Genomic DNA, 21,580 nt, shown 5'->3' on the forward strand with positions numbered 1-21,580 from the left:
AACTAACGCACGCGTTATGGTTCTATGCGAGCCGACGTGCCGCGTATTTTTCTGCTTTTTGTGGCGCGTTTGCCCAAGTGAAGCGGAAAAGGATAATCCATGCCCGATCGAAACGAACTTCGCAAAGCCGGCCTAAAGGTCACTCTGCCACGAGTAAAGATCCTCGAGATACTGGATTCGAGTGAAAACCACCACCTCAGTGCCGAGGATGTTTACCGCCGGCTGTTGGAGGAAGGGGAGGACATCGGCCTGGCAACTGTCTACCGGGTGCTCAACCAGTTTGAGGCGGCGGGTTTGGTGGTCAAACACGACTTTGAGGGCGATAAGTCCGTTTTTGAGCTCGATACGGGTACGCACCACGATCACATGGTCGACATCGACTCAGGCGAGGTGACCGAGTTTTTCTCCGAGGCTTTGGAGCGGCTACAGCACGAGCTGTGCGAAGCGCGGGGTTATGAGTTGGCAGACCACACCATGGTGCTCTACGTACGCAAGAAAGACTAAAACCGATCCCAATCACGCGCTCGCGACAGGTCAACACACAAACGGTCGACAACAAGCTGCCGAGCCGCGTTATGGTGCCGCCCCGCCGCGACGGGCGCACCAGTTTGCTACGCGCCTTCAGCTCTGCCTTCGTTGCAATCAATTGCGGTGTCGTCGCCAAAGTTTGAACGAACAGCTCCTGGCGTATCCGATTTCCAATAAAACCCTTCGAGGGCGGTAAGCGCTTTGCTCCGTGCCATGATGGCGAGTTCTCGCGCTTTGGCCTCACCGTAAATTTTGACGGCATAAGTCGCTCGACCATGTTTGCCGGGAACGGTGGGCCAGTTGGCTTCCCAGTAGCTGTTTTCTCCATATGAGCCGTCCGCGCGACGATGGCGTTTGGTATAGCGACAAACGCCGGTAATACCAGATTGATTGTTGGCCCGGACAATTTGCGCAAGTTTGTAGCGCGACATCGGTGCAACCGTCTCGGCGATATGGTCGCGCCACTCTTTTGCTAGCTCAAGCGCCGTGTCCCGCCCCCCACATTTTTTGTCGTGGAAAGTCTTTACGTACTGTGTTCCATCTCGTCTGAGGCTGACCCGCCAGCCATAGCAGCGGCTTTTCTGGTCATCGATGCGGCTCAGGCCGTACCAACCATACTCGCCCAGTTCTGCGTTCGCGTCGTGCGTCATTTATTTACTCCGGATTTCGAGATTTGTTGCTAATGGGAGTTATTATAATACGCAAATAAGAATGATTACTATTCAACTTTAAGGCGGACTTCTCTTGAAGTTTTTCTCTAATGATAATCGTTTGTATTATCGTTACGCACGGTTTTCGCCTGCTGACACCGCGACTTTCCCGCCCCAATCGTGTTTAAGGATTCCAACGATGACAAAAATAAAGCTGACCGCTGCCAATCGTCTTTCTGGCCTCCCCAGAACAACTCTCGCGCTGCTCATTGCGGCTCCGCTGGCCGCCCAGGCGCAGCCCACACAGGAGACCGGTGGCGATGCCGGCGAGCGTGCGACAGACCTCGGGTCGCTGGTGGTTACCTCAACCCGTCGCGATCAAACGCTTTCCGATATTCCACGGTCCGTCCGGGTATTCGACGGCGAGGAGCTGGAGAATCTCCAGGCCCAAACTAACAGCGTGCAGGAGATTCTGGGTAAGTTGATACCGGGTTTTGCGCCGCCGGTGACCGAAGGCAGCGCCGGATCGCTGACGTTGCGGGGCAGGGCGCCACTGTTTCTGATCGACGGTGTGCCTATCGCGAGCAACACCAATTTTTCCCGCTACCTCGATAAATTTGATCCGATGACCATCGATCGGATTGAGGTGGTGTACGGACCCACCGCGCTCTACGGTGCCGGCGCCACCGGCGGGGTGATTCAGTTCTTTACCAAGCCGGCCAACACGGACAGCTTGAAAATTGAGGCCGGGAGTCAGCTGCGGGCCTATGTGACCGGCGAGGATAACTTCGACAGCGACAGCCAGCTCCGGCAGTTTTACGCCAGCGTCAGCGGGCCCGTAAATGACCGCCTTTCGGTTTATGGCTACGCGAGCTATGCCGACACGGGCGGCGTGGCACGCGCAGAGGGTGACCTGCTGCCCGGTCGAAGCCAGTTTGTCGACGATATTTCGTTCCTCGGCAAAGCGCGACTGCAGATGACCGAAGCGCAGGCACTGACGCTCACGCTGAACGCCACCGAGCTCGACTATCAGGACGCCTCCTTTGAGTTCAGCCGATCGATCGCCGATGACGGGACCGTCATTGCCGCGCGAAATCCGGCGCCGTTGTCCTACGCTGAGCCTCCGACCAATGAGTTTTTCTTTGCCAGCCTCGACTACGCCCATGAGGACGTGCTGGGCGGTCGGGTGTCAGCTCAGCTTTACTACAGCGAGTCGGAGTTTCTGAACCCCGCGAGCGATATCCGACCGCTGCTGATGAGGTTTGGTGGACCCTTTCCGGATTTCTTTCCCGGCCTGTGGCAAACGGGCCGCATCACCGACGAATTCGGCCTCCGGACGCAATTCAGCCGGCAATTCGACAACGGTCTCAACATCACCGTCGGCCTTGACTACAACGACGCCGAGAGCGACAGCCTGCTGCCCATTTCGAGCGAAGCTGACTTCGACCAGACGCTTTTCCTAGACGCCGCGGTGCGCGCTCAGCAGACACCGCCATATACGCTCGACGCAACCGGACTATTCGTTGAGGCCGGGATGCCGGTCACAGATCGTGTATCGCTATCCGCAGGTCTTCGCTGGGATGAGTTCGACTACGAGGTTATCGGACCCTACGACGTGGTCTTCACCTTTCAGCCTGGCGAGCGGCCGGGCGGCAGCGGTAGCTCCGACGATATTTCCTGGAATACCGGCATCAACTTTGACCTGACAGATCGCACGGTGCTCTTTGCCAACTACTCAGAGGGTTTCACGATCCCGTCGCTGGGCTTCATTGGCAACAACGTACCGCCCGGCGTGCCGGTTTCGGACTCGCGGCTCGTCGAACCGATCATCACCGAAAGCATTGAGGTTGGCATCCGCGGCAACGCCGGACCGCTTCAATTTGCGGCCGCCGCCTACACCACCGACTCGGATTTCAGCACAGCTATTGGTGTCGATCCGGCGACCGGTCTTGCTGTACGAGACCGGGCTCCGATTGATATCTATGGTGTCGAGGCGTCGGTACTGTGGAACGTCAACGACCGGTTTTCCGTCGAGAGCGCCATCACGTGGGTTGAGGGAGAGGTGGATCCGAACAACGACGGCAACGAGCTTGATGTGACGACTCAGGACGTTCCGCCAGTGAAATTCTGGATCACGCCACGCTACCAGATCACGTCAAAATGGAGCATCTTCGGGCAGCTATTCTACGTGGCTGACCGCGACGAAGCATTTGAGGACGGGACGGATCCCGCGCCCGTGGAAAGCTATACGTTGTTCGACCTTGGCAGCAGCTATCGCTACAACGACAACTTTGACGTTGGCCTACAGATCACTAACCTGTTCAACCGTGAGTACATCCCCGCGGGTGAAGCGAGCTTCATTCCGGGGCGCGTTTTCTCCGGCCCCGGGCGCGCGGTCACGCTGAATCTCGACTTCCGGTTCTAAGAAAGCGTCGCTGGCCGGCCCGTCCGGGTCGGCCAGCAGCGTCACAAGGATTGGGCATCACGACAGGTACTCTCAGCGCACCCCAACGCTGGTGGTGGTCAATTACTTCGACCGTCAGGTGGCTCGACCTTGGCGGCTAGCGGGGGGAGAAGGCAACGCGGGCAACAGCATTGCGAAGATAAAGTGGGCCGCGCTGAACAAGCCGAAGAAAAGCGTTGACCCGATGCCGACGCCCTGCGCCCGGATGCACAAATAAAGGCCAATGGCCAGCAGCGGATAGGCGAAAAGTCGGCAGGCAAACGCCCAGCCGCGGCTATGGGAGACCTTAGGCAAAAGAGCCTCCAGGTGTCTGCGCATGGCCAGTCCCAGCAGTACAACGCCAGCGATAGTCACCAAGCTGGCCAGAGTAACGAGCATGGTTACGACGACCCCAGCGGAATCTGTTCGGCCGCACCGATCGTTGCTTCGCGCTTTGGCTTGCGGCTGTCTTTGCTGAGATAGACCGCAACACCGGCAAACACGGCGGCGGTGGCTATGCAGGTCAGGTCAAAGCCTGCAAGCACCCAGTCACCGTTGGCGATGGTGTTACCCAGATGCATCTCGCTGGTCGCCAGGTTGACCACGGGCACCGCCGCATAGGCTGCTGCAGCGAGCCAGGACAGGTCACGCCAGCTGTGCTGACGCCCGCGAATCGCCGGATAAATCAAACAGGCCAGCCAGGTTAAAAACATGATGTGGATCTCCCAATCGGCGCGGGTCTCCATTTCAACGGGCAGGATCCGATTGGCCAGAAAGAACGCCGCGATACCCACCGGCAATCCAACGATGGTTCCGATGTTGAGGCATTCAACGAGCCTGAAACCGAAGCTGTCGGCCCCTTCCTCGGCTTTCTTGCGCCGTTTCGACGTCCAGTGCACGGCGCCGGTCGCGATCATCGCCGTGCCGAGTATCCCTGACAGCACGTAAAGCCACCGAAGAAACGGACCGGCGAAGGTGCCTTCGTGCAGACCCAGCATCGCGATGGCAAACGTCAGAACCGGTAGCTTGGTGGGCGGCATCGTCTCCAGATGCTCACCGGTGGCGCCATCGAACACCATGCGTCCCCCGAGGCGGGTCAGGATGCCGGCTTCGCGATGCAGCACAATCCGGGAGTCCTGATCGCCCGGGTTGAGGATCTCGAAGTAGGACACCTCGTCAGCCCCCCATTCGGCTTCGGCGGCTGGCACCAGCTCCATGGGGTTCATCAGCGGCCCAGGCGTGCCGGTGCGCTCAACTTTGACTTCACCGATGAGTTCATTGGCGAGGTTTGCGGCCATTTTGGTGTCGAAGCCGTAGCTGGCCAGACCGATCATCGGCATCCACAGACCGACCGTAAAAATCAGTCCGCTGTAGGTGATCATCAGCTGGAACGGCAGCGACGACACACTGAAAAGGTTGTGAGCATCTAGCCAGGAACGCTGGCCTTTCCCGGGCCGAAAGGTAAAGAACTCTCGGAATATCTTTTTGTGGACGACGATGCCCGTGATCATCCCCACAAACATCAAAATGGTGATGAGCCCAACCAGTCGGTAGCCGGACTGCCCCGGGAAGTAGTGAAGCAGGTAGTGCATCCGATACAGCACTTGACCGCCGCCGGTATCGCGTCGCGGCTCGGCGATTGGTTCGCCCGTGAAGCTATCCAGCTGCTCGTTCCCGCGTTGAATCGGCTCGTCGCTGCCCTCTACTTTGGGCATACTCCAGAAAATGCCTAGGTTTGGCGACTCCCTGCCGTCGGGTGGGAAAATCATCCAGCGCTCGGCGCCTTGAGCTTCGGAGTTCAACCGGTTCATGGCCGAATTCGTCGCCTGCTCGAGCGGCGCGGCGCCGGCGCTCGGCGGCGTCTCCTCCATCCAGCGATCGATCTCCAGGTCGAGATAACCCAGCGTGCCCGTCACAAACATGAAGTACAGAATCCAGCAGAACACCAGCCCGGCCCAGGTGTGAAGCCAGGTCATGTTTTGTCGAAAGCCACCGATCATGGTCGATTCTCCAAGAAGTAAAAGAGCCAGGCTGCGCCGCTGGTGACCACAATTCCCCCGACGATGCTCAGCCAAACGGTTTTGAGTCGCTTCACCGAAAAGATCCACATGATCAAGCAGGTGTAGATCGCGTAGCTGAGCAGCGTGGCCCACGCCACGCCATTAGCTTTGATGCCGGGCACCAGAAACCCCAAGGCGATGCTTAAGGTATTAGCCAGAATGAATGCGGGAATAGTCGCGGCGAAAACCCGCGACGCTACGTGCCAGCGGCTGAGTCCGACGGAGGCGGCTGTAGGCATAGTTCAAACGATCCAGAGCTCGTCACTGTGGCCTGATGAATCAGGCGGCATGTCTGTAGGCGTGCGCCGCAACGGAGCACCGCAGTGTCGGGACCCAAGCCCGACTTAGAGTCTAAATGATAATCAGTATCAAAACTACCGGCGCGCCTCAAGTAACCGAATCGGCCGCCGCAGCCCCCGAGTGCCGCAATAAATGCTAACGATTGTTATTTGCATTAAATCTCTCGGCCTGATCAAATACCGGCCGCGCAATCGGTGTGGTGGCACGCTCGGCCGCAGCCGTTGCTGCTCGAATACACGGAAAAAAGAGGCGTTAATGAAAAACCTTATCGACGCCAACACGCTGCGGGTGTGGTCGGGGGCGGCCGTACTGCTTTTTGGTCTGATCATTGGTCTGAAGCCAGGCCTGGCCGTAGCCCAGACCGGTGAAGAATCTTCCATCGATGCTGAGGACGAGGCGGGCGACGCCAAGGAACTCGATGTACTGGTCGTTCGCGGCGAGCTGCTTGAGCGGACTCTGCTGGAAACGCAAACCGGCGTCTCCATCGTGACGGGGCAGGAACTGGATCGGAGCACGGACAAAGACCTCTTCGACACCATCGATCGACTGCCCAACGTCAACGCGCAAGGCGGTGGCTTTGGCTTTGTGATCCGAGGCATTACCGACGGCGGCGTCGGCGGAGGTTCTGCTCAGGCCGTCAGCGTTCAGATTGACGGAGCGTCAGTGCCCAATGGCCAGGCGCTGCGGACTGGCTCGCTTAGCACCTGGGACCTTGAACAGGTTGAGGTGCTGCGTGGACCGCAGTCTACCCAGCAGGGCCCCAACGCGCTGGCCGGTGCTATCGTGCTCCGTAGTCAGGACCCGATCTTTCAGCAGGAATATAAGGTCCGGGCCGACTACGGCAGCTTCAACGAAACACGCCTGGCGGTGGCGGCCAATCTGCCGCTGTCGGACACCTGGGCTTTCCGGTTCACGGCCGAGGACTACGACTCGGATGGGGATATCACCAACGTCTTCACCGGCGAGGACAACGCGTTTGAGTCGCTGACGACCTACCGCGCCAAGCTTCGTTTTGCGCCGAGCGAAGCTCTGGACATGGTACTCACCTGCACCAGTTCGGAGAACGAGCTGGGTGATCAGTCGATTATCGATACGCGATTCCCCGCCGAGCGTTTGGCAACGCAGCGCAACAGCACGATTGGCGAGACGGATTCGACGACGTTGAGAGTGTCCTACGATTTCGGCAACGCCTGGAGCCTGAGTTCGGAAACCGGTTTCCTGAGTAGCGACTACGAGCTGTTTATCCCGATCCAGCCGGCCAACCCGGCAAACACGCCCGGCGGTCGGACGGTTGACGATACGTCGATCAGTCAGGAGCTCAAGTTGGTGTTTGACTACGGAAATTTGCAGGGTGTCGTCGGCGGGTACTACCAGCAGTTTGATAAAGATCTGTTCTTCCAGGCGATCATTCCCGACACCTCCCAATTCGGTCTGCCGCCCGGATCGGCGATCTTCGGCAACACGTTCGATAACGAGATCCAAAACCTGGCCGTGTTTGGCGAACTGGAGTACGACATCAACGAGCGTTGGTCTCTGATCGGTGGCTTTCGCTACGACGAAGAGGACCAGGATATCTCCACCACCAACTTCAGCGAATTCACGCCTGACCCGTTTGGCCTTTCCGCCAACCCCGCTCCGGTCGATCTGGACGCCAGCTATTCCGCTTTCCTGCCGAAGGTGGGCGCCGTGTATCACTTCGACAGTGACATGACGCTGGGTTTCACAGCGCAGCGCGCTTACCGCGCCGGCGGGGCCGCGAGTGATTTCCAGGGAACGGCCTATGAATACGACCCTGAGTATGCGGATAACTTTGAGCTGTCGTTCCGCAATCAGTGGCTAGACGGAGCGGCCAGCCTTAGCGCCAACCTTTTCCTGACGGACTATACGGATATGCAGGTTGGGGTCCCAGGGCCTTCGGGCACCTTCCTCGATTCTCGTATTGAACACGCCGGTGAGGCCACGCTTCGGGGTATTGAATTCCTGTTTGACTGGCGACCGACGGATCAGCTCTCGTTGTTTGCCAACATGGGCTATACCGATACCGAGTTCGATCGATACATCGGCGGCTTTGGTGACACGCCGATCGACCTCAGCGGGAATCGCTTTCCCCAGGCGCCGGAGATCACCGGATCGATCGGCGGCCGCTACGACTTTGAAGGCGGTTTCTATATCGATCTCAACGCGAACTACACCGACAGCAGCTTCTATACGGTGAACAACGTGCCTGAGGAGCTCAATGAGCCTTTTACGCTGGTCAACCTGCAGGTGGGCTATCAGAGTCGTTCCGGCTGGAGCGCCAACTTTTACGGCCGAAACGTCCTTGACGAGCAGTACCTTGCGCGCAAACGGGCGGACGGCTTCAGCTCGGCCGGCGACTCCCGGGTCGTCGGAATCAGCGTGACCGCCAGCTTCTAAGTTACCTGACCCCACCGAAAGCGAGAAAGCAAATCATGACGGATCTCAGCAAAGCCAACCCGCTACGCGCCCGAGCGGCGCTCGTTCTCACGGTTCCGCTGGCGGGCGTCGTTGCCCTGGTGGTATTCGAGGTGATGGGGTCGCTGGGCACCGGCGCCTACGACGCGTCGTCCCTGCCGCCCACGGAACTGCTGATCGGATTACTGTGCGTCGCTGCGCTGCCGGTGCTGGCGCTTTGCGTCTCGGGCAATGCGGGAGCACGCTGGCTGGCCCTGATCGTTGCCGGCCTCATGACGCTCTTTCACGCGCTGCATGTCGTCGAGCACGCGATGGCCGGGGATTACCCGCTGCTCGCGCTCATTGCGGTCACCATGCTGCTGCCCAGCGGCATCGGGGTGTGGCTGGTCTGGCAGCTGCGAAAGGCGTCGGCCGGCTAGAGCAAGCGGCTGAAGGAACCCTTTTTTTCAAGCGGCCCACTAGACGGCTGGGCTCCGACCCTTTCGCGGGTGTGCGGGCCCAGCCTTGGGACTGGGTCACGATTTTCGCGAGCGACTGCGCCCAACGCGATTGAGCAGCAGCACCGGCACGACGCCCACCAGCACAATCGCCAGGGCGGCCGTGGACGCTTCGTTCAGGCGTTCGTCGCTTGCCAGGCGATAAACCCGGGTCGCCAGCGTGTCGAAGTTAAAGGGCCGCAGCAGCAGCGTTGCCGGCAGCTCTCGCATGACGTCCACAAAAACCAGCAGCGCTGCCGCCGCCAGGCTGGATCTGAGCAGCGGCAAATGAACCCGATACACCACCCCACCCGGGCTGGCGCCGAGGCTTCGCGCAGCGAAATCCATATCGGCGGAGACGGCGCCAAGACCGGCGCTGACCGACTGGAAGGCGACCGTTAGAAAGCGGCATACGTAGGCGTAGAGCAACACAAACACCGTTCCTGACAGCAGCAATCCGCCCGGGGATCGCCCTGGCCACCAGCCCGACAGCCACCGATCAAACACGCCTAGCGGGCCCAGCAGCGCAATGGCAAGAAGCACACCGGGCAGGGCATAGCCCAGCGTCGATACGCGGATCATCGCCGCATTGATCGTCCCGCCTCCGAGGCGCTGGCTGTAGCTCAGCAGCAGAGCGATCGCGGTCGCCGCCACGGCGGTCACGGCGGCGACGCCGACGCTGTTGAGCAGGTAGCCTGAAAAGCCGCGCCCGAGCATGGCGTCGCCCGTTGTCAGGGTGTAGTAGGCCAGCAGGCTGACCGGGATCACAAAGCCGAGCATGACCGGCGTCACGCAAAACGCCAGGGCGCACCAGCCTCGCCAGCCGGTGAGTCGAAGCGGAGTGGCTCGAGACAGGTCCGAACGGTCGATCCCGCCACGGCGGCTGAGGCTCTCAAAGCTGACCAGCGCGAGGACAAACAGCAGCATTATGGCGGCCAGCTTGAGCGCTGCGGTTTTTTCGCCGAGCCCGATCCAGGTCCGATAGATGCCGGTGCTAAAGGTGGGTACCGAGAAGTATTCCACGACACCGAAATCGGCCAGCGTCTCCATCAGCACGAGCGCCAGTCCGCCGGCAATGGCGGGCCTCGCGGCCGGGAGCGCCACGGCAAAAAAAGCCCGGCGCGGGCTGGCACCGAGCACGCGGGCGGCCTCAAAATGCACGCCCGAACGACCGGCAAAGCTGTTGCGCGCGAGCAGATAGACGTACGGGTAGAGAACCAGCGAAAGCAGCAGCGCGGCGCCGGGCAGCGTACGCACCGGCGGCAGCCTGAGCTGGTCCGGGCTGAGCGAGAGCGCGGCGCGCAGCGCCGTCTGCAGCGGTCCCGAAACGTCCAGCAGGTCGGTGTAGGCGTAGGCCACGACGTACGCCGGCGCCGCCAGCGGGAGCACCAGCAGCCAGCTCAGCGTGCGACAACCGGGAAACTCGCAGGCGCCGACAAGCCAGGCGGCCGTGACGCCGAACACGGCGGCCAGCAGGCCGGTCAGCGCCATGAGCTGCAGCGAGTGAATCACGTAGTCGGTCAGCACGGTCGACTTGAGGTGGTCCCAGGCGGGTCCGGCAGGGGTAAGAAAAGCGGCCAGGACAGCCAGTAGAGGCACCGCCAGCGCCAGCGCTGTGGCCGCCGCAGGGATATTCCATAGAACGCTGGATCGTGAGGACAGTTTGGACATAGACTCGCGCGATGCTGAAATTTGAACAGGTTTCCCACGACTACGGCGGGCAACCGGCCTTAAGAGACGTATCGTTTGCCGCAGAAGCGGGCAGCATAACCTGTTTGATCGGCCCGTCGGGCTGCGGCAAGACCACGCTGCTCCGCCTCGCCGCAGGTCTCATGCCGCTGCAGGCCGGCGAGATCTCGCTTCACGGCGAGGTGCTTTCCAGGCCCGCCAGGCAGGTGTCGCCGGAAGCCCGTCCGGTTGGACTCGTTTTTCAGGAGGGGGCGCTGTTTCCCCACCTAACCGTGGCCAGAAACGTGGGCTTCGGCCTGAGTGGCGAGCAGCCGGAGCGGGTTGAGACGCTGCTGGCCGACGTCGGACTGGCTGGCCTTGGCGAGCGCTATCCGCATACGCTTTCCGGAGGTCAGCGCCAGCGAGTGGCGCTGGCCCGCGCGCTCGCGCCGCAACCCCAGGCGCTGCTGTTCGATGAGCCTTATGCCAACCTGGATATTCACCGGCGTCGCCAGCTCCGGGAGCAGGCCCGCTTGCTGATTCGCGACAGCCAGGCCGTCGGTGTCTTTGTCACTCATGACCCGGAAGAGGTCATGGCGCTCGCCGATCAGGTTGTGGTGCTGAACCTCGGTCAGGTGGTCCAGCAGGGATCACCCCGAGAGCTCTACGACGCGCCGGCAACGCTGGCCGTGGCGCGGCTGTTCGGTCAGGCGCAGAGCTTTGTCGGCGAACTTTCCGGGCCCACGCTTCGTACGCCTTTTGGGGTGTGGCCGCGGGCGTGTCTGGAAAACGGCGACTTACCGGACGGCCCGCTCGAACTGGTGGTGCGTCCCGATTGCTTGGCGGTGAGCGCGGCTGAGCAGGGCCTTACCGTCACGGAAATCCGCACGGCCGACAGCGATGACATGCTGCTGGTTGCCGAGAGCGATTCGAACAAGAAACTTTATGTGCGGCAGGCCCGCCCCCATCGTTTTCATGTTCACGCAGCGGTCACCGTTTTGCCGCAAAATAGCAGCGTGTTTGCCGCGGTGCCGGCCTCCTGACAGCCATCGAACGAATGTTGCAAACAAGAATGATTCTCATTAAAGTCGTAGACCTGCTCATGCCGATAGTCACATCCCGCCGCTATGAATGACACGTTGAGGAAAGCTGCCGCCGCTGCGGTTTTGTTGGTTGGTGCTGCCATGCTTCAGGCCTGTGGCGATGACGGCCCTGGTGGGCAGGCTCCCGATACAGCAAGCGCTGGCGAGGTAAACCTGTATTCATCGCGCCACTATGACACTGACCTCGCGCTCTATGACAACTTCACCGAGCTAACCGGAATTAAGGTCAATCTCATCGAGGCCGGCGCCGATGAGCTGATTGAACGGATCAAAAACGAGGGCGAATTCAGCCCGGCCGACGTGTTGATCACGGTCGATGCGGGGCGCCTTTGGCGCGCCGAGCAGGCTGGGGTGCTGCAGCCGTTCAGCTCCGAGACCATTGCCGAGCGCATTCCAGAAAACCTCCGCCACCCTGACAGCCTTTGGGTTGGGCTCTCCAAACGGGCTCGTATCATTATCTACCACAAGTCGGGCGGGCTGCCCGAGCCCCTGGCCACTTACCAGGATCTGGCAAACCCTGCGCACCGCGGGCGGGTTTGTATCCGCTCGTCAACCAACATCTATAACGTGTCGCTGATGGCGAGCCTGATTGCCCGCCTGGGCGTCGAAGCCGCCGAATCCTGGGCGCGAGGCGTCGTTGATAACTTTGCGCGCCCGCCACAGAGCAACGACACCGGGCAAATTCGCGCCGTCGCCAGCGGGGAGTGCGGCATTGCCGTGGTGAATACCTACTATCTGGCTCGCCTGGCGGCCTCCGAAGATCCAGCTGATCGGGCGTTGGCGGACGCGGTGGGAATCGTCTTCCCCAACCAGGCAACCGGCGGAACCCATATCAACATCAGTGGCGCGGGCATTGTGACGTCCTCGCCGAACCCGGACCACGCGGTCCGTTTCTTGGAGTACCTGACCAGTGATGAAGCGCAAGGCTACTTTGCCAACGGCAATAACGAATACCCGGCGGTCCGCAATCTCAACGCCGCCTCGGCAGTGGAGCGCCTCGGCGACTTCCTTGAGGACCCACTCAACGCCTCGCTGCTCGGCGAGCACCAGGCGGAAGCGATTCGGGTCTTTGACCGTGCGGGCTGGCGCTAGCGTGAAAGCGGCGCTCGCGACTGCGCTCGCCAGCACGCTGATGGTTGCTGGTTGCGGCAACGACTCCTCGGAGCCTGAAGGCGCGGCATCGACCGAGCAGTCCGCAACCTATGAGCTCACCGCGGCCGCGGCCAGCCCGATCGTTGCGAACTATGCGGATATCGCCGAGGCCAAATATGGCGATAGCCTGATCGCGGCCCGTGCACTGGCCGAAGCGTTGGAGACGCTGATCGCTGAGCCGACCGAGTCCTCGCTTGCGGCTGCTCGTCAGTCCTGGCTCGATGCGCGAGTGCCCTATCAGCAAACCGAGGCGTTTCGGTTCGGCAATCCGCTGATCGACGACTGGGAAGGGCGAGTCAACGCGTGGCCGCTGGATGAGGGCCTGATCGATTACGTGGACGCCAGCTACGGCCAGCAGTCTGACGCCAATCCGCTCTACAGCGTCAACGTCATTGCAAACGCGGCCCCGCTGATCAACGGCGAAGCCGTTGACGCTGCAGAAATTTCGGGCGAGCTTCTGCGGGACGTGCTGCACGAGGCGGGGTCGGTCGAAGCCAACGTGGCCACCGGCTATCACGCCATCGAGTTTCTGCTCTGGGGGCAGGACCTGAACGGTACCGGGCCGGGTGCCGGGAGTCGCCCCGCAACCGACTTTGCGGTTGGTGATGATTGCACCGGCGGCAACTGCGATCGAAGGGCTGCGTATCTGCGGGCCGCGACGGCGCTTTTGCTCGAGGATCTTGAGAACGTGGTTGCGCTCTGGGGCGAGCAGGGCGAAGCGCGCCTGAACTTGACGCGCGACCCGGTGACCGGCGTGAACGCCATGATCAGCGGGCTGGGGTCACTTTCCTACGGTGAACTTGCCGGAGAGCGGATGAAGCTGGGCATGCTTCTGCACGATCCTGAGGAGGAGCACGACTGCTTTTCAGACAACACGCACAACTCGCACTATTACAATCAGGTGGGCATTCGCAACATCTATCGCGGCAGCTACCGCCGCATCGACGGCAGCGAAATCAGCGGCCCATCGCTGGCTGCGCTGGCCGCGGAGCATCTGCCGACGCTGAGCCAGGAAATTGACGCCGCGATCGCGGCGGCCACCGAGGCGCTTACGGCGCTCAAAGAGCGCGGTGATTCGGTCGAGGCTTACGACCAGATGATTGCAGAGGGCAACACCGAGGGACAGCAGGTGATCGAGGCCGGCGTCAACGCCCTGATCGCCCAGACCCGGCCGCTTGAGCAGCTCGTCGCGGCGCTGAACCTGGGCAGCGTCTACATTGAAGGTTCTGACGTTCTGGACAATCCCGCCGCGGTATTTCAGTGAGTCGAGACGCCGCGGCCACAACGCCTCGCGAAGCCGGCGGCGAACCACGACGCGGTGCGCCGTGGTTCGGTGTTATGGCAGTGATCGTTGTGCTTGCGGCGCTGGCTGCGGTCTGGACGATGGTCGGGCGCGACCCGGCACAGGACTCGGCGCTCCCCTGGCGCGGAGACCTGACCGCTGAAGACCGGCAAAAGGTGCTCGAGGTGACCACGGTGCCCGCCAGCTTTGCGGCGGCCCAGCCGTTCGAGCGCAACAGCGGCGGCGCCGCCACCTACGCCGGCAGCGTGACCCGGAACGCCTTTTCGATGCCTGCAGCCAACCTGTCGCTGGAGGGCCAGCAGCTGTTTGCGCTGGGCAACGCGCTGTTCCGAAAAATCTGGGTGTCCTCCCCATCATCAACGCAGGCGTCTGACGGCCTCGGGCCGCTTTACAACGCGCGGTCCTGCCAGCGCTGTCATCTAAAGGACGGGCGTGGTCACCCGCCGGCTCACGACGGTGATGAAGCGACATCATTTCTGCTGCGGATCGCTTTGCCGTCGGGCGAAGAGGGCCTTCAGCCGTCGGTCCCAGATCCCGTTTATGGCGGCCAGATCCAGGACGTCGCCGTTCCGGGGCTGCCGGCAGAAGGTAAGGTCCGGGTGCGCTACACGGAGCGCGAAGTGGCGCTAAACGGTGGCGAGACGGTGTCGCTGCGCGAGCCCCACTACGAGCTGACCAACCTCGGGTACGGACCGCTCGGCGAAGGCGCATCGCTGTCGCCGAGGATCGCCCAGCCGATGATCGGCCTCGGACTGCTCGATGCGATTCACCCCGGTGATATCGCTGCGGGTGCCGATCCTGACGATCGCGACGGCGACGGAATCTCAGGCCGCATTCAGCGTGCTGCTGATCCCGTAACGGGCGAGCCGACCATCGGGCGCTTTGGCTGGAAGGCTGGTGCGCCGACCGTTCGGGCGCAGTCCGCCGGCGCTTTTGCGAACGATATGGGCATCTCCAGCGCCCTGCACCCCGCACCGGCCGGCGAGTGCACCGCGCAGCAGCCGGATTGCCTAAAAGGCCCGCACGGCGTGCAGGAAGCGTTAAGCCCTTTTGAGGCGTCTGATGAAGTGCTGGACCTGGTTGCCTTCTACTCAAGCAATCTGGCGGTGCCTGCGCGGCGCAATGAAAGCGACGCCGCAGTGCTGACGGGCAAAGCGCTGTTTCATGAGGTGGGCTGTGGCGGGTGTCACCGACCGAACTTCGTAACGCGGCGAGATGCGGCGCAGCCTGAGCATCAATTTCAGCTGATCTGGCCGTATACCGACCTGCTGCTACACGATCTCGGCGAAGGGCTCAGCAGCAACAGCCAGGTGGGCCAGGCTGCGGGCGCCGAATGGCGAACGGCGCCGCTCTGGGGAATCGGCCTGACCGAGACGGTCAGCGGGCACAATCAGCTTCTGCACGACGGCCGCGCCCGGGGCCTGCTGGAGGCCATCGTCTGGCACGGGGGTGAGGCGCAGGCTTCGCGCGACGCCGTGGTCGCCATGACCCCGGACGAACGGTCTGCACTGGTGAGCTTTCTGAGGTCGCTTTGAGCCCCTGGTTGTCCATGAAATGGCGATCACGTCGATGGGTGTTGCTTGGCGGACTGCTGGTCGCGTTAGCGGGCTGCGAACCGGAACTCAATACGCGGGAGCGGTTCTTTGGGCACGCCTACGAAATTCTCAGGGCGAGCTACGACGCGCTGGCGACCGGCGCCGAGACGCAGCGCGATGCCGTCAAGCGGATTTGCGCCGCGGAGGGGCAACACGGCGAGCCGCTTCACCGCGAGGCTCGAGACGCCTTTCAGGCGCTGGCCCAGGCGTGGTCCCGCGTCGAGTGGCTGCGGCTGGGGCCGGTGCTCAGCGAGCACCGCTTCGAGCGCATATTCTACTGGCCTGATCGCGGCGGCCGCGGGCGTCGACAGCTCCTCCAGCTGCTGGCCAGTAATCTGCCCGAACCGTTTACCGCCGCTGAGCTGGGCGAAAAGAGCGTGGCGCTGCAGGGCCTGCCGGCACTGGAGTACCTGCTTTACGGCGAGCCGTCGGCAAGCCTGCAGCCGGGGCAGGACACCTGCCGGCTTGCCGAGGCGGTCACCGACCAGCTTGCGCAGCAGAGCCGCGCCCTGGCGTCGGACTGGTCGACGGCTGGCAACCTTCGGCCCGCGCTCAGCGGGTCTGATGAGCTCATCGAAGAAGACCGCGCGCTCGCCGCTCTGCTGCAGGCGGCGGATCAGGCGCTGAAAACGGCGGCTGAACTGAAAATCGCTGTGGCTTTGGGCGACAGCCCCGCCAACGCGCGCCCGGGCCTGGCGCCCTTTGCGACATCGGGGCTCACGGCCAGCATGCTCGCTGCCGGCACTGCCGAACTGGGAGCGCTGTTCACCGGACCGTTCCAGGCGTTGCTGCCCGAGGGTAGTCGTTACCAGGGTGAGGCGCTGCTGCGGGAGCTCGAGCTCAGCGAAGCGCAGTTTCGGGCGCTGAGCGAAGCCGGACCCTGGCGAGAGCTGATCGTGGATGAGCGTCATCGGTCGCGGCTCAGCTATGTGCAGCAGCCGCTGCTCGGCGCCCATCGACAGCTGGCCTATACGCTCATGCCGGCGCTTGGTCTGACCCAGGGTTTCAACTCGGCTGACGGTGACTGAGCGCACGCACTCGCGGCTTAGAGCCCGAAGCTCTCGACGTCAGTGGTTGCGTAGCGCAGCGCTGTTGCCGGGGGTATTCGCAACGCCCGCGCTGGCCCTCGAAGGCGCTCCCGCTCTGGTCGGCTGCTGTGCGTTAGGCGAAGGCGGCTATGGCGTTGCCGTGCTGACCCAAGGCCTCGATTTGCTGAGGCTGGTTACCCTGCCTGGCCGCGGACATGGCGTGGTCGTTTCGCCGGATCGACGCACCGCCGTGGTGCTGGCCCGCCGACCGGGCCGCTTCGCCCAGGTGATCGATCTGACGACACTGGACACTGTCGACCGTTTTGAAACGCCCGCCGGTCGGCACTTTTACGGCCATGGCCTGTTCAGCCCTGATGGACGTTACCTTTACGCGACGGAGAATGATTACAACCGACCCGCCAGCGTGCTCGGCGTCTATGCCGCCGGCGAGGGCTATCGGCGAATCGACGAATTCGATACCGGAGGGATCGGTGCGCATGAAGCGGTTCTGATGCAGGACGGTCAGACTATCGCGGTCGCCAACGGCGGCATCGAAACCCACCCGGATTTCCCGCGGATCAAGCTTAATCTCGCGGAGATGAGGCCGTCGCTGTGTTATCTGGACCGGGCGGATGGCCGGTTGCTCGAGCAGCGCTACCTGACGCCGCGCTGGCATCAGCTGTCGCTGAGACATTTGACGCAAACCCGCGACGGTGCGATCTGGATCGGCGGGCAGTTTGAGGGGCCCGGCCGGGCGCCGCTGATCGTTCGCCACCGGCAGGGGCAGCCTCTGGAGCTGGTCGACGAGCCCGGCCGTCATGCAAGCTCGACAGACGGATTCCGGGGTTATATCGGTTCAATCGCCACCGATGCGGCGGGCGAGAGGGTGGTCGTCACCGCTCCTCGCGGGAATCGGGCCCTGACGCTGAACGCTCAGACGCAGCAGGCGGAGCAGCAGCATGAGCTGGCGGATGTATGCGGCGCTGCGTCGGGGGAACGGGTGGTGCTGAGCACCGGGGAGGGCACGGTGATTGCTGCCGGCGCGACGCCCCGGCAATTTGCCTGGGCTTGGGACAATCACCTGGTCCGCGTTTAGCGGCTCGCTTTTGGCGCTCCAGCAAATTCAGCCAGTTCAAAAAGCGACGCCGTGCACGACAAACCCGACCGAAATGGGCGTGACCGGCAGATTGTGCCGCGCCATGGCGGCCAGGTTTGCCTCGCTAAGGGCGCGAGACAAGGCGCCGCTGTGGCTGGTGGCGATCAGCCTGCTTGGATCAAACTTTTGGCGAATTAATCACCTGGCTGTTGTCGTCGCTTGCGGTCGACCCCTCCCAGCAATGGCGGGGTCGGGCGGCATGACCGAGTAAGACTTGGGAGCACTTCGGCGGGCAAAAAAAGCCGGCGCGGAAGGGGAATTCGGCGCCGGCTAACGTTGGCTGGCGGTTGCGAAGACGGTCCATGATCCACCATCGCTTAACCAACCTCGACTTGCCTCCTGACGGGTTGCCACCGTCGAGAGGTCTTAATCGTAATCATTCTTATTTTTATTTGCAATACCTGGATCAAACAAGCTATCGTTTTGCTCGCTCGCTCGTACCTGTCGCGTTTTTCCTGGTGGACCCGCAAGGCGGTCGCTCGGTGACTACGAGCTCGACAGCTCATCGGAGCGACATTTCGCCGCCAGGGACCCACCATGTCGCAATCCATGGTCCAGCAAATTCACTTTCCGCTCAGAGGGGAATGGAGGACCCTTTGCCCACCGGGACATCATCGATTGGCCTTCGATTTTGTTCAGGTTGATCAGCGTGGACAGACTTGTGATCAGGGACGGGTGAAGTCGCTGCTCGGCACAACGGCATCCAGCAGATTCTATTGCTGGGAGCAGCCGGTTTTTTCGCCGATTTCGGGGACCGTCCTGCGCTGTGCCAACGATTGGTCCGATCATCTCAGCAACGGGCCTATTTCGACGATTCAGCGATGGTATTACGCAAGGTATCGCTTCAAGCCTGAGCTGCGCGACGGCGTTCTGGACATCCGGCCTAATGCCGGAAATTTCATCATGATCGAGTCGAACGAGGGTTACATCGTGTTCCTGGCTCACCTGCGCCAGGGATCACTCAAGGTCATGCCCGGCCAGGCCGTCGTCGTAGGGGATGAGCTTGCGGCGGTCGGAAACTCCGGGAACTCGACGGCTCCTCACCTTCATCTAAATCTATTCGATCAGATGGTCGATCCGTTCTCTGCCGAAGTGCTCCCTTTCGTATTCGCTGAACTGGAGGTGCGGGATCCAAGCGGTGCGTGGTGTCAACGGCAAGAGGTTGTGCCGACGCTGGACGCGCTGGTCCGGGTGTCCTGAGTCCCATTCCGGCTCGGCCTACCAGTGGGTATCCCGGCCGAAGCCAGCCGGCTCTCAGCGCCTGACCGAGGCGGACCGGTTGTTTCAGTTATTGAGAATCATTATCATTTAAATCCGACTGCCGGCGCGGCGCTGGTCGCCATCGGTCGACAATTCTGACAACGCAGGGGCTTTTGCCTTGGATACAACGAACTTGAATGATATTGATGGTCAGCTCATCGATTTGCTGCTGACGCGTCGCTCGACGCTGGCGCGGGAGATGAACGAGCCGGGTCCTGACCGGGAGGATCTTGAGACGATTTTGACCGCGGCGACCCGCGTTCCCGATCACGGCAAGCTCGCACCGTGGCGCTTCATCGTCTTTCAGGGAAAAGCCCGGGAAACGTTTGGGGAAGTTATCGCTTCAGCGCTGGCGGCCGAGAATGAGTCGCTGACGCCGGCGATGCTCGACAGGCTCCGTGTGTTTCCCTCGTTCGCGCCGACGCTGGTGGTCGTTGCTTCCACGCCGAATACTGACACTCGAATCCCGGTTTGGGAACAAACCCTGTCGGCCGGCGCTGCCTGTCAGAACCTGCTGACCGCCGCCGTTTCGTTGGGCTATGCCGCCCAGTGGCTGACGGGACCCGCGGCGTATAGCGGCGGCATTCTGTCGTATCTGGGGCTGCGCGCAGATGACCGCATCGCCGGATTTTTCTTTCTCGGGTCGCCGACTGAGAAGCCGCTGCTGGAACGGCCGCGGCCGATGCTCGACGACGTGGTGTCGTGGCGCTGATGCTCAACCGCACTTGATTCGCATTTGCATTAGTTTGGTACACTGGGCCCTTGTTGAAGTTGGCGAAAGCATTGTCCAGCCACGCTCCCGCACTGAATTTACTGCTCGCCGATCGTCAGCTGATGGATTCGATCGGCAAATCGATCGACCCACAGCAGGCCGACGAGGCTTTGCAGACCTTGGCCGAACGGCTGATCAATCCCGGTGCAACCGTGCCGGCAGCTAGGCCTTACCTGCGTCGCGCCGCCCGAAATGCGGCCATCGACCTTTGGCGATCAGAGCATTGCCGTGCCGAGCACGAAGCCCGCTTTTCCCAGGAGCAGCCCGCGTTCGACGCACGAACGCCGGAACGTGCCGCGCTTGCGCGGGAAAAGCTTGCCGCGCTGCTGGCTGCGCTCGAAGCCCTGCCTGCACTGACCCAGGAGATCTTCCTGCTGCATCACGCAAAAGGTCACACGCAGAGCGATATCGCCGCTCGCCTGAAGCTGCATGTTTCCACCGTTGAAAAACGCCTCGCCAAGGCCAGACGCCACTGTATGGAGCGTCTCTCCGCTTACCTCTGACGCCCAAACTTACGGACTTCGGCTCCGGAACACGTGTCTATAATGAGACCCGGTACGCCGAGCAGAGATTCTCGCCATGCCATCAGGAAAGCCGGTAGACGGCTCTTCAAACAGCGCTATCAACGAGGCGGCGCTCGCCTGCGTCCAGCAGGTGGCCGCGCGCGGTGCGCCCGAGGACCATCTTGCGCTGGCACGCTTTCGAGCGGAAAGCGAGGAACACGCGGCAGCTGCAGCGAGAGCTGAACAGCTACAGCAGCTTACCGAGGCGCTCCCCGAAACGCCGGTCTCGCCAGCTCGGCGCATCGCAAGAAATCTGGATCTGTGGTGGACCCGCCTGACCGAGCGCCCGGCGCTGCCGGGAACGGGTGCGGTGGCCCTGGTAGCCTGTGCGTGGTTCCTGTCGGCGGAGCTGCGGGCCCCAGCCCCGGTGGTTACTTCGACGGTTGCGGTCCGGCCCGTACCGCAGGCGTCACCGCTGCGCCTGCGGACTCGATGGGGACAGCGCCAGACGGCAGAGCTGCCCGATGGTTCTCAGGTCTGGATGGATTGGGAGACCGAGCTGACGGCGTCTTTTGATGACGCCAGTCGCCGGGTCACCTTGGCGGGGGGGAACGCGATTTTTGACGTCGTCTCGCGCGATGACCATCCGTTTATTGTGCTGGCAGGAAGCAGCGAGACCCGCGTCACGGGGACACAATTCATCGTCAGCAGGTCGAAACCGGATCTTGTTGAGGTGTCGGTCCTCGAGGGGGCCGTCGAGGTCGGAACCCTGGATGAGCCCAGACAGCGACTCACGCCCGGGCAGCGTATTGTTGCCGAAGGTTCGAGCCTGGGCCCGATATCTCAACGGTCTGTCGAGGAACTGGGTCGCTGGCGTGAGGGCATGCTGGTGTTCGATGAACGCCCGCTGGTCGACGCGCTCGAGACGATCGCCGGGTACAGCCGGCTGGAGCTCGATACCAGCCAGATGATCGATCTCGGGGAGCGGGTCACCGGGGTGTTTTTCACCGACCGGGCTGATGATGCGCTCCAGACGCTCGTCCAGGCTCATCGCCTTGAGCAAAAACTTGATCGTGGCCTTTTGGTGATTCGTTCTCCAAGGCCGCTCCGGCCCGAAAGGCCTTGATTCATCGATCTGATCCCGCGCGTT

The 21,580-nt window shown here is 62.0% G+C and carries 18 protein-coding genes; 14 read left to right on the forward strand and 4 right to left on the reverse strand.

Features of this window, described 5'->3' with window-relative positions:
• Positions 1 to 99 precede the first annotated feature (99 nt).
• A complete protein-coding gene (fur, locus tag AAF358_17260) occupies positions 100 to 504 on the forward strand; it encodes a ferric iron uptake transcriptional regulator (GenBank protein ID MEM7707310.1) in 405 nt (134 codons plus the stop codon).
• Positions 505 to 611: 107 nt separating this feature from the next.
• On the opposite strand, the gene AAF358_17265 is transcribed toward fur, so the two are convergent.
• Entirely contained in the window at positions 612 to 1,178 is a 567-nt protein-coding gene (locus tag AAF358_17265; GenBank protein ID MEM7707311.1) for an AP2/ERF family transcription factor, read from the reverse strand.
• A 199-nt stretch (positions 1,179 to 1,377) separates the two neighbouring features.
• On the opposite strand from AAF358_17265, the gene AAF358_17270 reads away from it, so the two are divergent.
• Complete coding sequence (locus AAF358_17270) at positions 1,378 to 3,603, forward strand: TonB-dependent receptor (protein ID MEM7707312.1); 2,226 nt, start codon at positions 1,378 to 1,380, stop codon at positions 3,601 to 3,603.
• 419 nt (positions 3,604 to 4,022) lie between these two features.
• Here the strand turns inward: AAF358_17270 and AAF358_17275 are convergent, their stop codons facing one another.
• Together AAF358_17275 and AAF358_17280 are read right to left on the reverse strand one after the other, a co-directional pair.
• Positions 4,023 to 5,621 (reverse strand): PepSY-associated TM helix domain-containing protein, encoded by a 1,599-nt coding sequence (locus AAF358_17275; GenBank protein ID MEM7707313.1) that lies wholly within the window; start codon positions 5,619 to 5,621, stop codon positions 4,023 to 4,025.
• Entirely contained in the window at positions 5,618 to 5,920 is a 303-nt protein-coding gene (locus AAF358_17280; protein ID MEM7707314.1) for a hypothetical protein, read from the reverse strand. Before AAF358_17280 ends, AAF358_17275 begins: the two co-directional genes overlap by 4 nt.
• Positions 5,921 to 6,236: 316 nt before the next feature.
• Between AAF358_17280 and AAF358_17285 the strand changes: the two genes are divergently transcribed.
• Positions 6,237 to 8,396, forward strand: a complete 2,160-nt coding sequence (locus tag AAF358_17285) for a TonB-dependent receptor (GenBank protein MEM7707315.1) — start codon at positions 6,237 to 6,239, stop codon at positions 8,394 to 8,396.
• A gap of 35 nt (positions 8,397 to 8,431) precedes the next feature.
• Positions 8,432 to 8,833 (forward strand): hypothetical protein, encoded by a 402-nt coding sequence (locus tag AAF358_17290; protein ID MEM7707316.1) that lies wholly within the window; start codon positions 8,432 to 8,434, stop codon positions 8,831 to 8,833.
• A 96-nt stretch (positions 8,834 to 8,929) separates the two neighbouring features.
• On the opposite strand, the gene AAF358_17295 is transcribed toward AAF358_17290, so the two are convergent.
• On the reverse strand, positions 8,930 to 10,561 hold the full coding sequence (locus AAF358_17295) for an iron ABC transporter permease (protein MEM7707317.1): 1,632 nt from the start codon (positions 10,559 to 10,561) through the stop codon (positions 8,930 to 8,932).
• An 11-nt stretch (positions 10,562 to 10,572) separates the two neighbouring features.
• On the opposite strand from AAF358_17295, the gene AAF358_17300 reads away from it, so the two are divergent.
• The 10 genes from AAF358_17300 to AAF358_17345 all read left to right on the forward strand — a co-directional run bounded on the left by AAF358_17300 (position 10,573) and on the right by AAF358_17345 (position 21,556).
• Complete coding sequence (locus AAF358_17300; protein ID MEM7707318.1) at positions 10,573 to 11,601, forward strand: ABC transporter ATP-binding protein; 1,029 nt, start codon at positions 10,573 to 10,575, stop codon at positions 11,599 to 11,601.
• Positions 11,602 to 11,697: 96 nt separating this feature from the next.
• On the forward strand, positions 11,698 to 12,753 hold the full coding sequence (locus AAF358_17305; protein ID MEM7707319.1) for a Fe(3+) ABC transporter substrate-binding protein: 1,056 nt from the start codon (positions 11,698 to 11,700) through the stop codon (positions 12,751 to 12,753).
• A 1-nt stretch (position 12,754) separates the two neighbouring features.
• Positions 12,755 to 14,077, forward strand: coding sequence for an imelysin family protein (locus AAF358_17310; protein MEM7707320.1), 1,323 nt, complete (start codon positions 12,755 to 12,757; stop codon positions 14,075 to 14,077).
• Positions 14,074 to 15,651: a di-heme oxidoredictase family protein gene (locus AAF358_17315; GenBank protein ID MEM7707321.1), complete on the forward strand. Its 1,578-nt coding sequence runs from the start codon at positions 14,074 to 14,076 to the stop codon at positions 15,649 to 15,651. The genes AAF358_17310 and AAF358_17315 overlap by 4 nt, the downstream gene beginning before the upstream one ends.
• A gap of 14 nt (positions 15,652 to 15,665) precedes the next feature.
• On the forward strand, positions 15,666 to 16,739 hold the full coding sequence (locus tag AAF358_17320) for an imelysin family protein (GenBank protein MEM7707322.1): 1,074 nt from the start codon (positions 15,666 to 15,668) through the stop codon (positions 16,737 to 16,739).
• Positions 16,740 to 16,803: 64 nt separating this feature from the next.
• A complete protein-coding gene (locus AAF358_17325; GenBank protein ID MEM7707323.1) occupies positions 16,804 to 17,835 on the forward strand; it encodes a DUF1513 domain-containing protein in 1,032 nt (343 codons plus the stop codon).
• Positions 17,836 to 18,513: 678 nt separating this feature from the next.
• Entirely contained in the window at positions 18,514 to 19,095 is a 582-nt protein-coding gene (locus AAF358_17330) for a M23 family metallopeptidase (GenBank protein MEM7707324.1), read from the forward strand.
• A 193-nt stretch (positions 19,096 to 19,288) separates the two neighbouring features.
• Positions 19,289 to 19,867 (forward strand): nitroreductase, encoded by a 579-nt coding sequence (locus AAF358_17335; GenBank protein ID MEM7707325.1) that lies wholly within the window; start codon positions 19,289 to 19,291, stop codon positions 19,865 to 19,867.
• Positions 19,868 to 19,938: 71 nt separating this feature from the next.
• A complete protein-coding gene (locus AAF358_17340; GenBank protein MEM7707326.1) occupies positions 19,939 to 20,430 on the forward strand; it encodes a sigma-70 family RNA polymerase sigma factor in 492 nt (163 codons plus the stop codon).
• A 76-nt stretch (positions 20,431 to 20,506) separates the two neighbouring features.
• Positions 20,507 to 21,556: a FecR domain-containing protein gene (locus AAF358_17345; protein MEM7707327.1), complete on the forward strand. Its 1,050-nt coding sequence runs from the start codon at positions 20,507 to 20,509 to the stop codon at positions 21,554 to 21,556.
• The last annotated feature ends 24 nt before the right edge of the window (positions 21,557 to 21,580 follow it).

The sequence above is a fragment of the Pseudomonadota bacterium genome, from assembly GCA_039033415.1.
Classification (GTDB): Bacteria; Pseudomonadota; Gammaproteobacteria; order Xanthomonadales; family SZUA-38; genus JANQOZ01.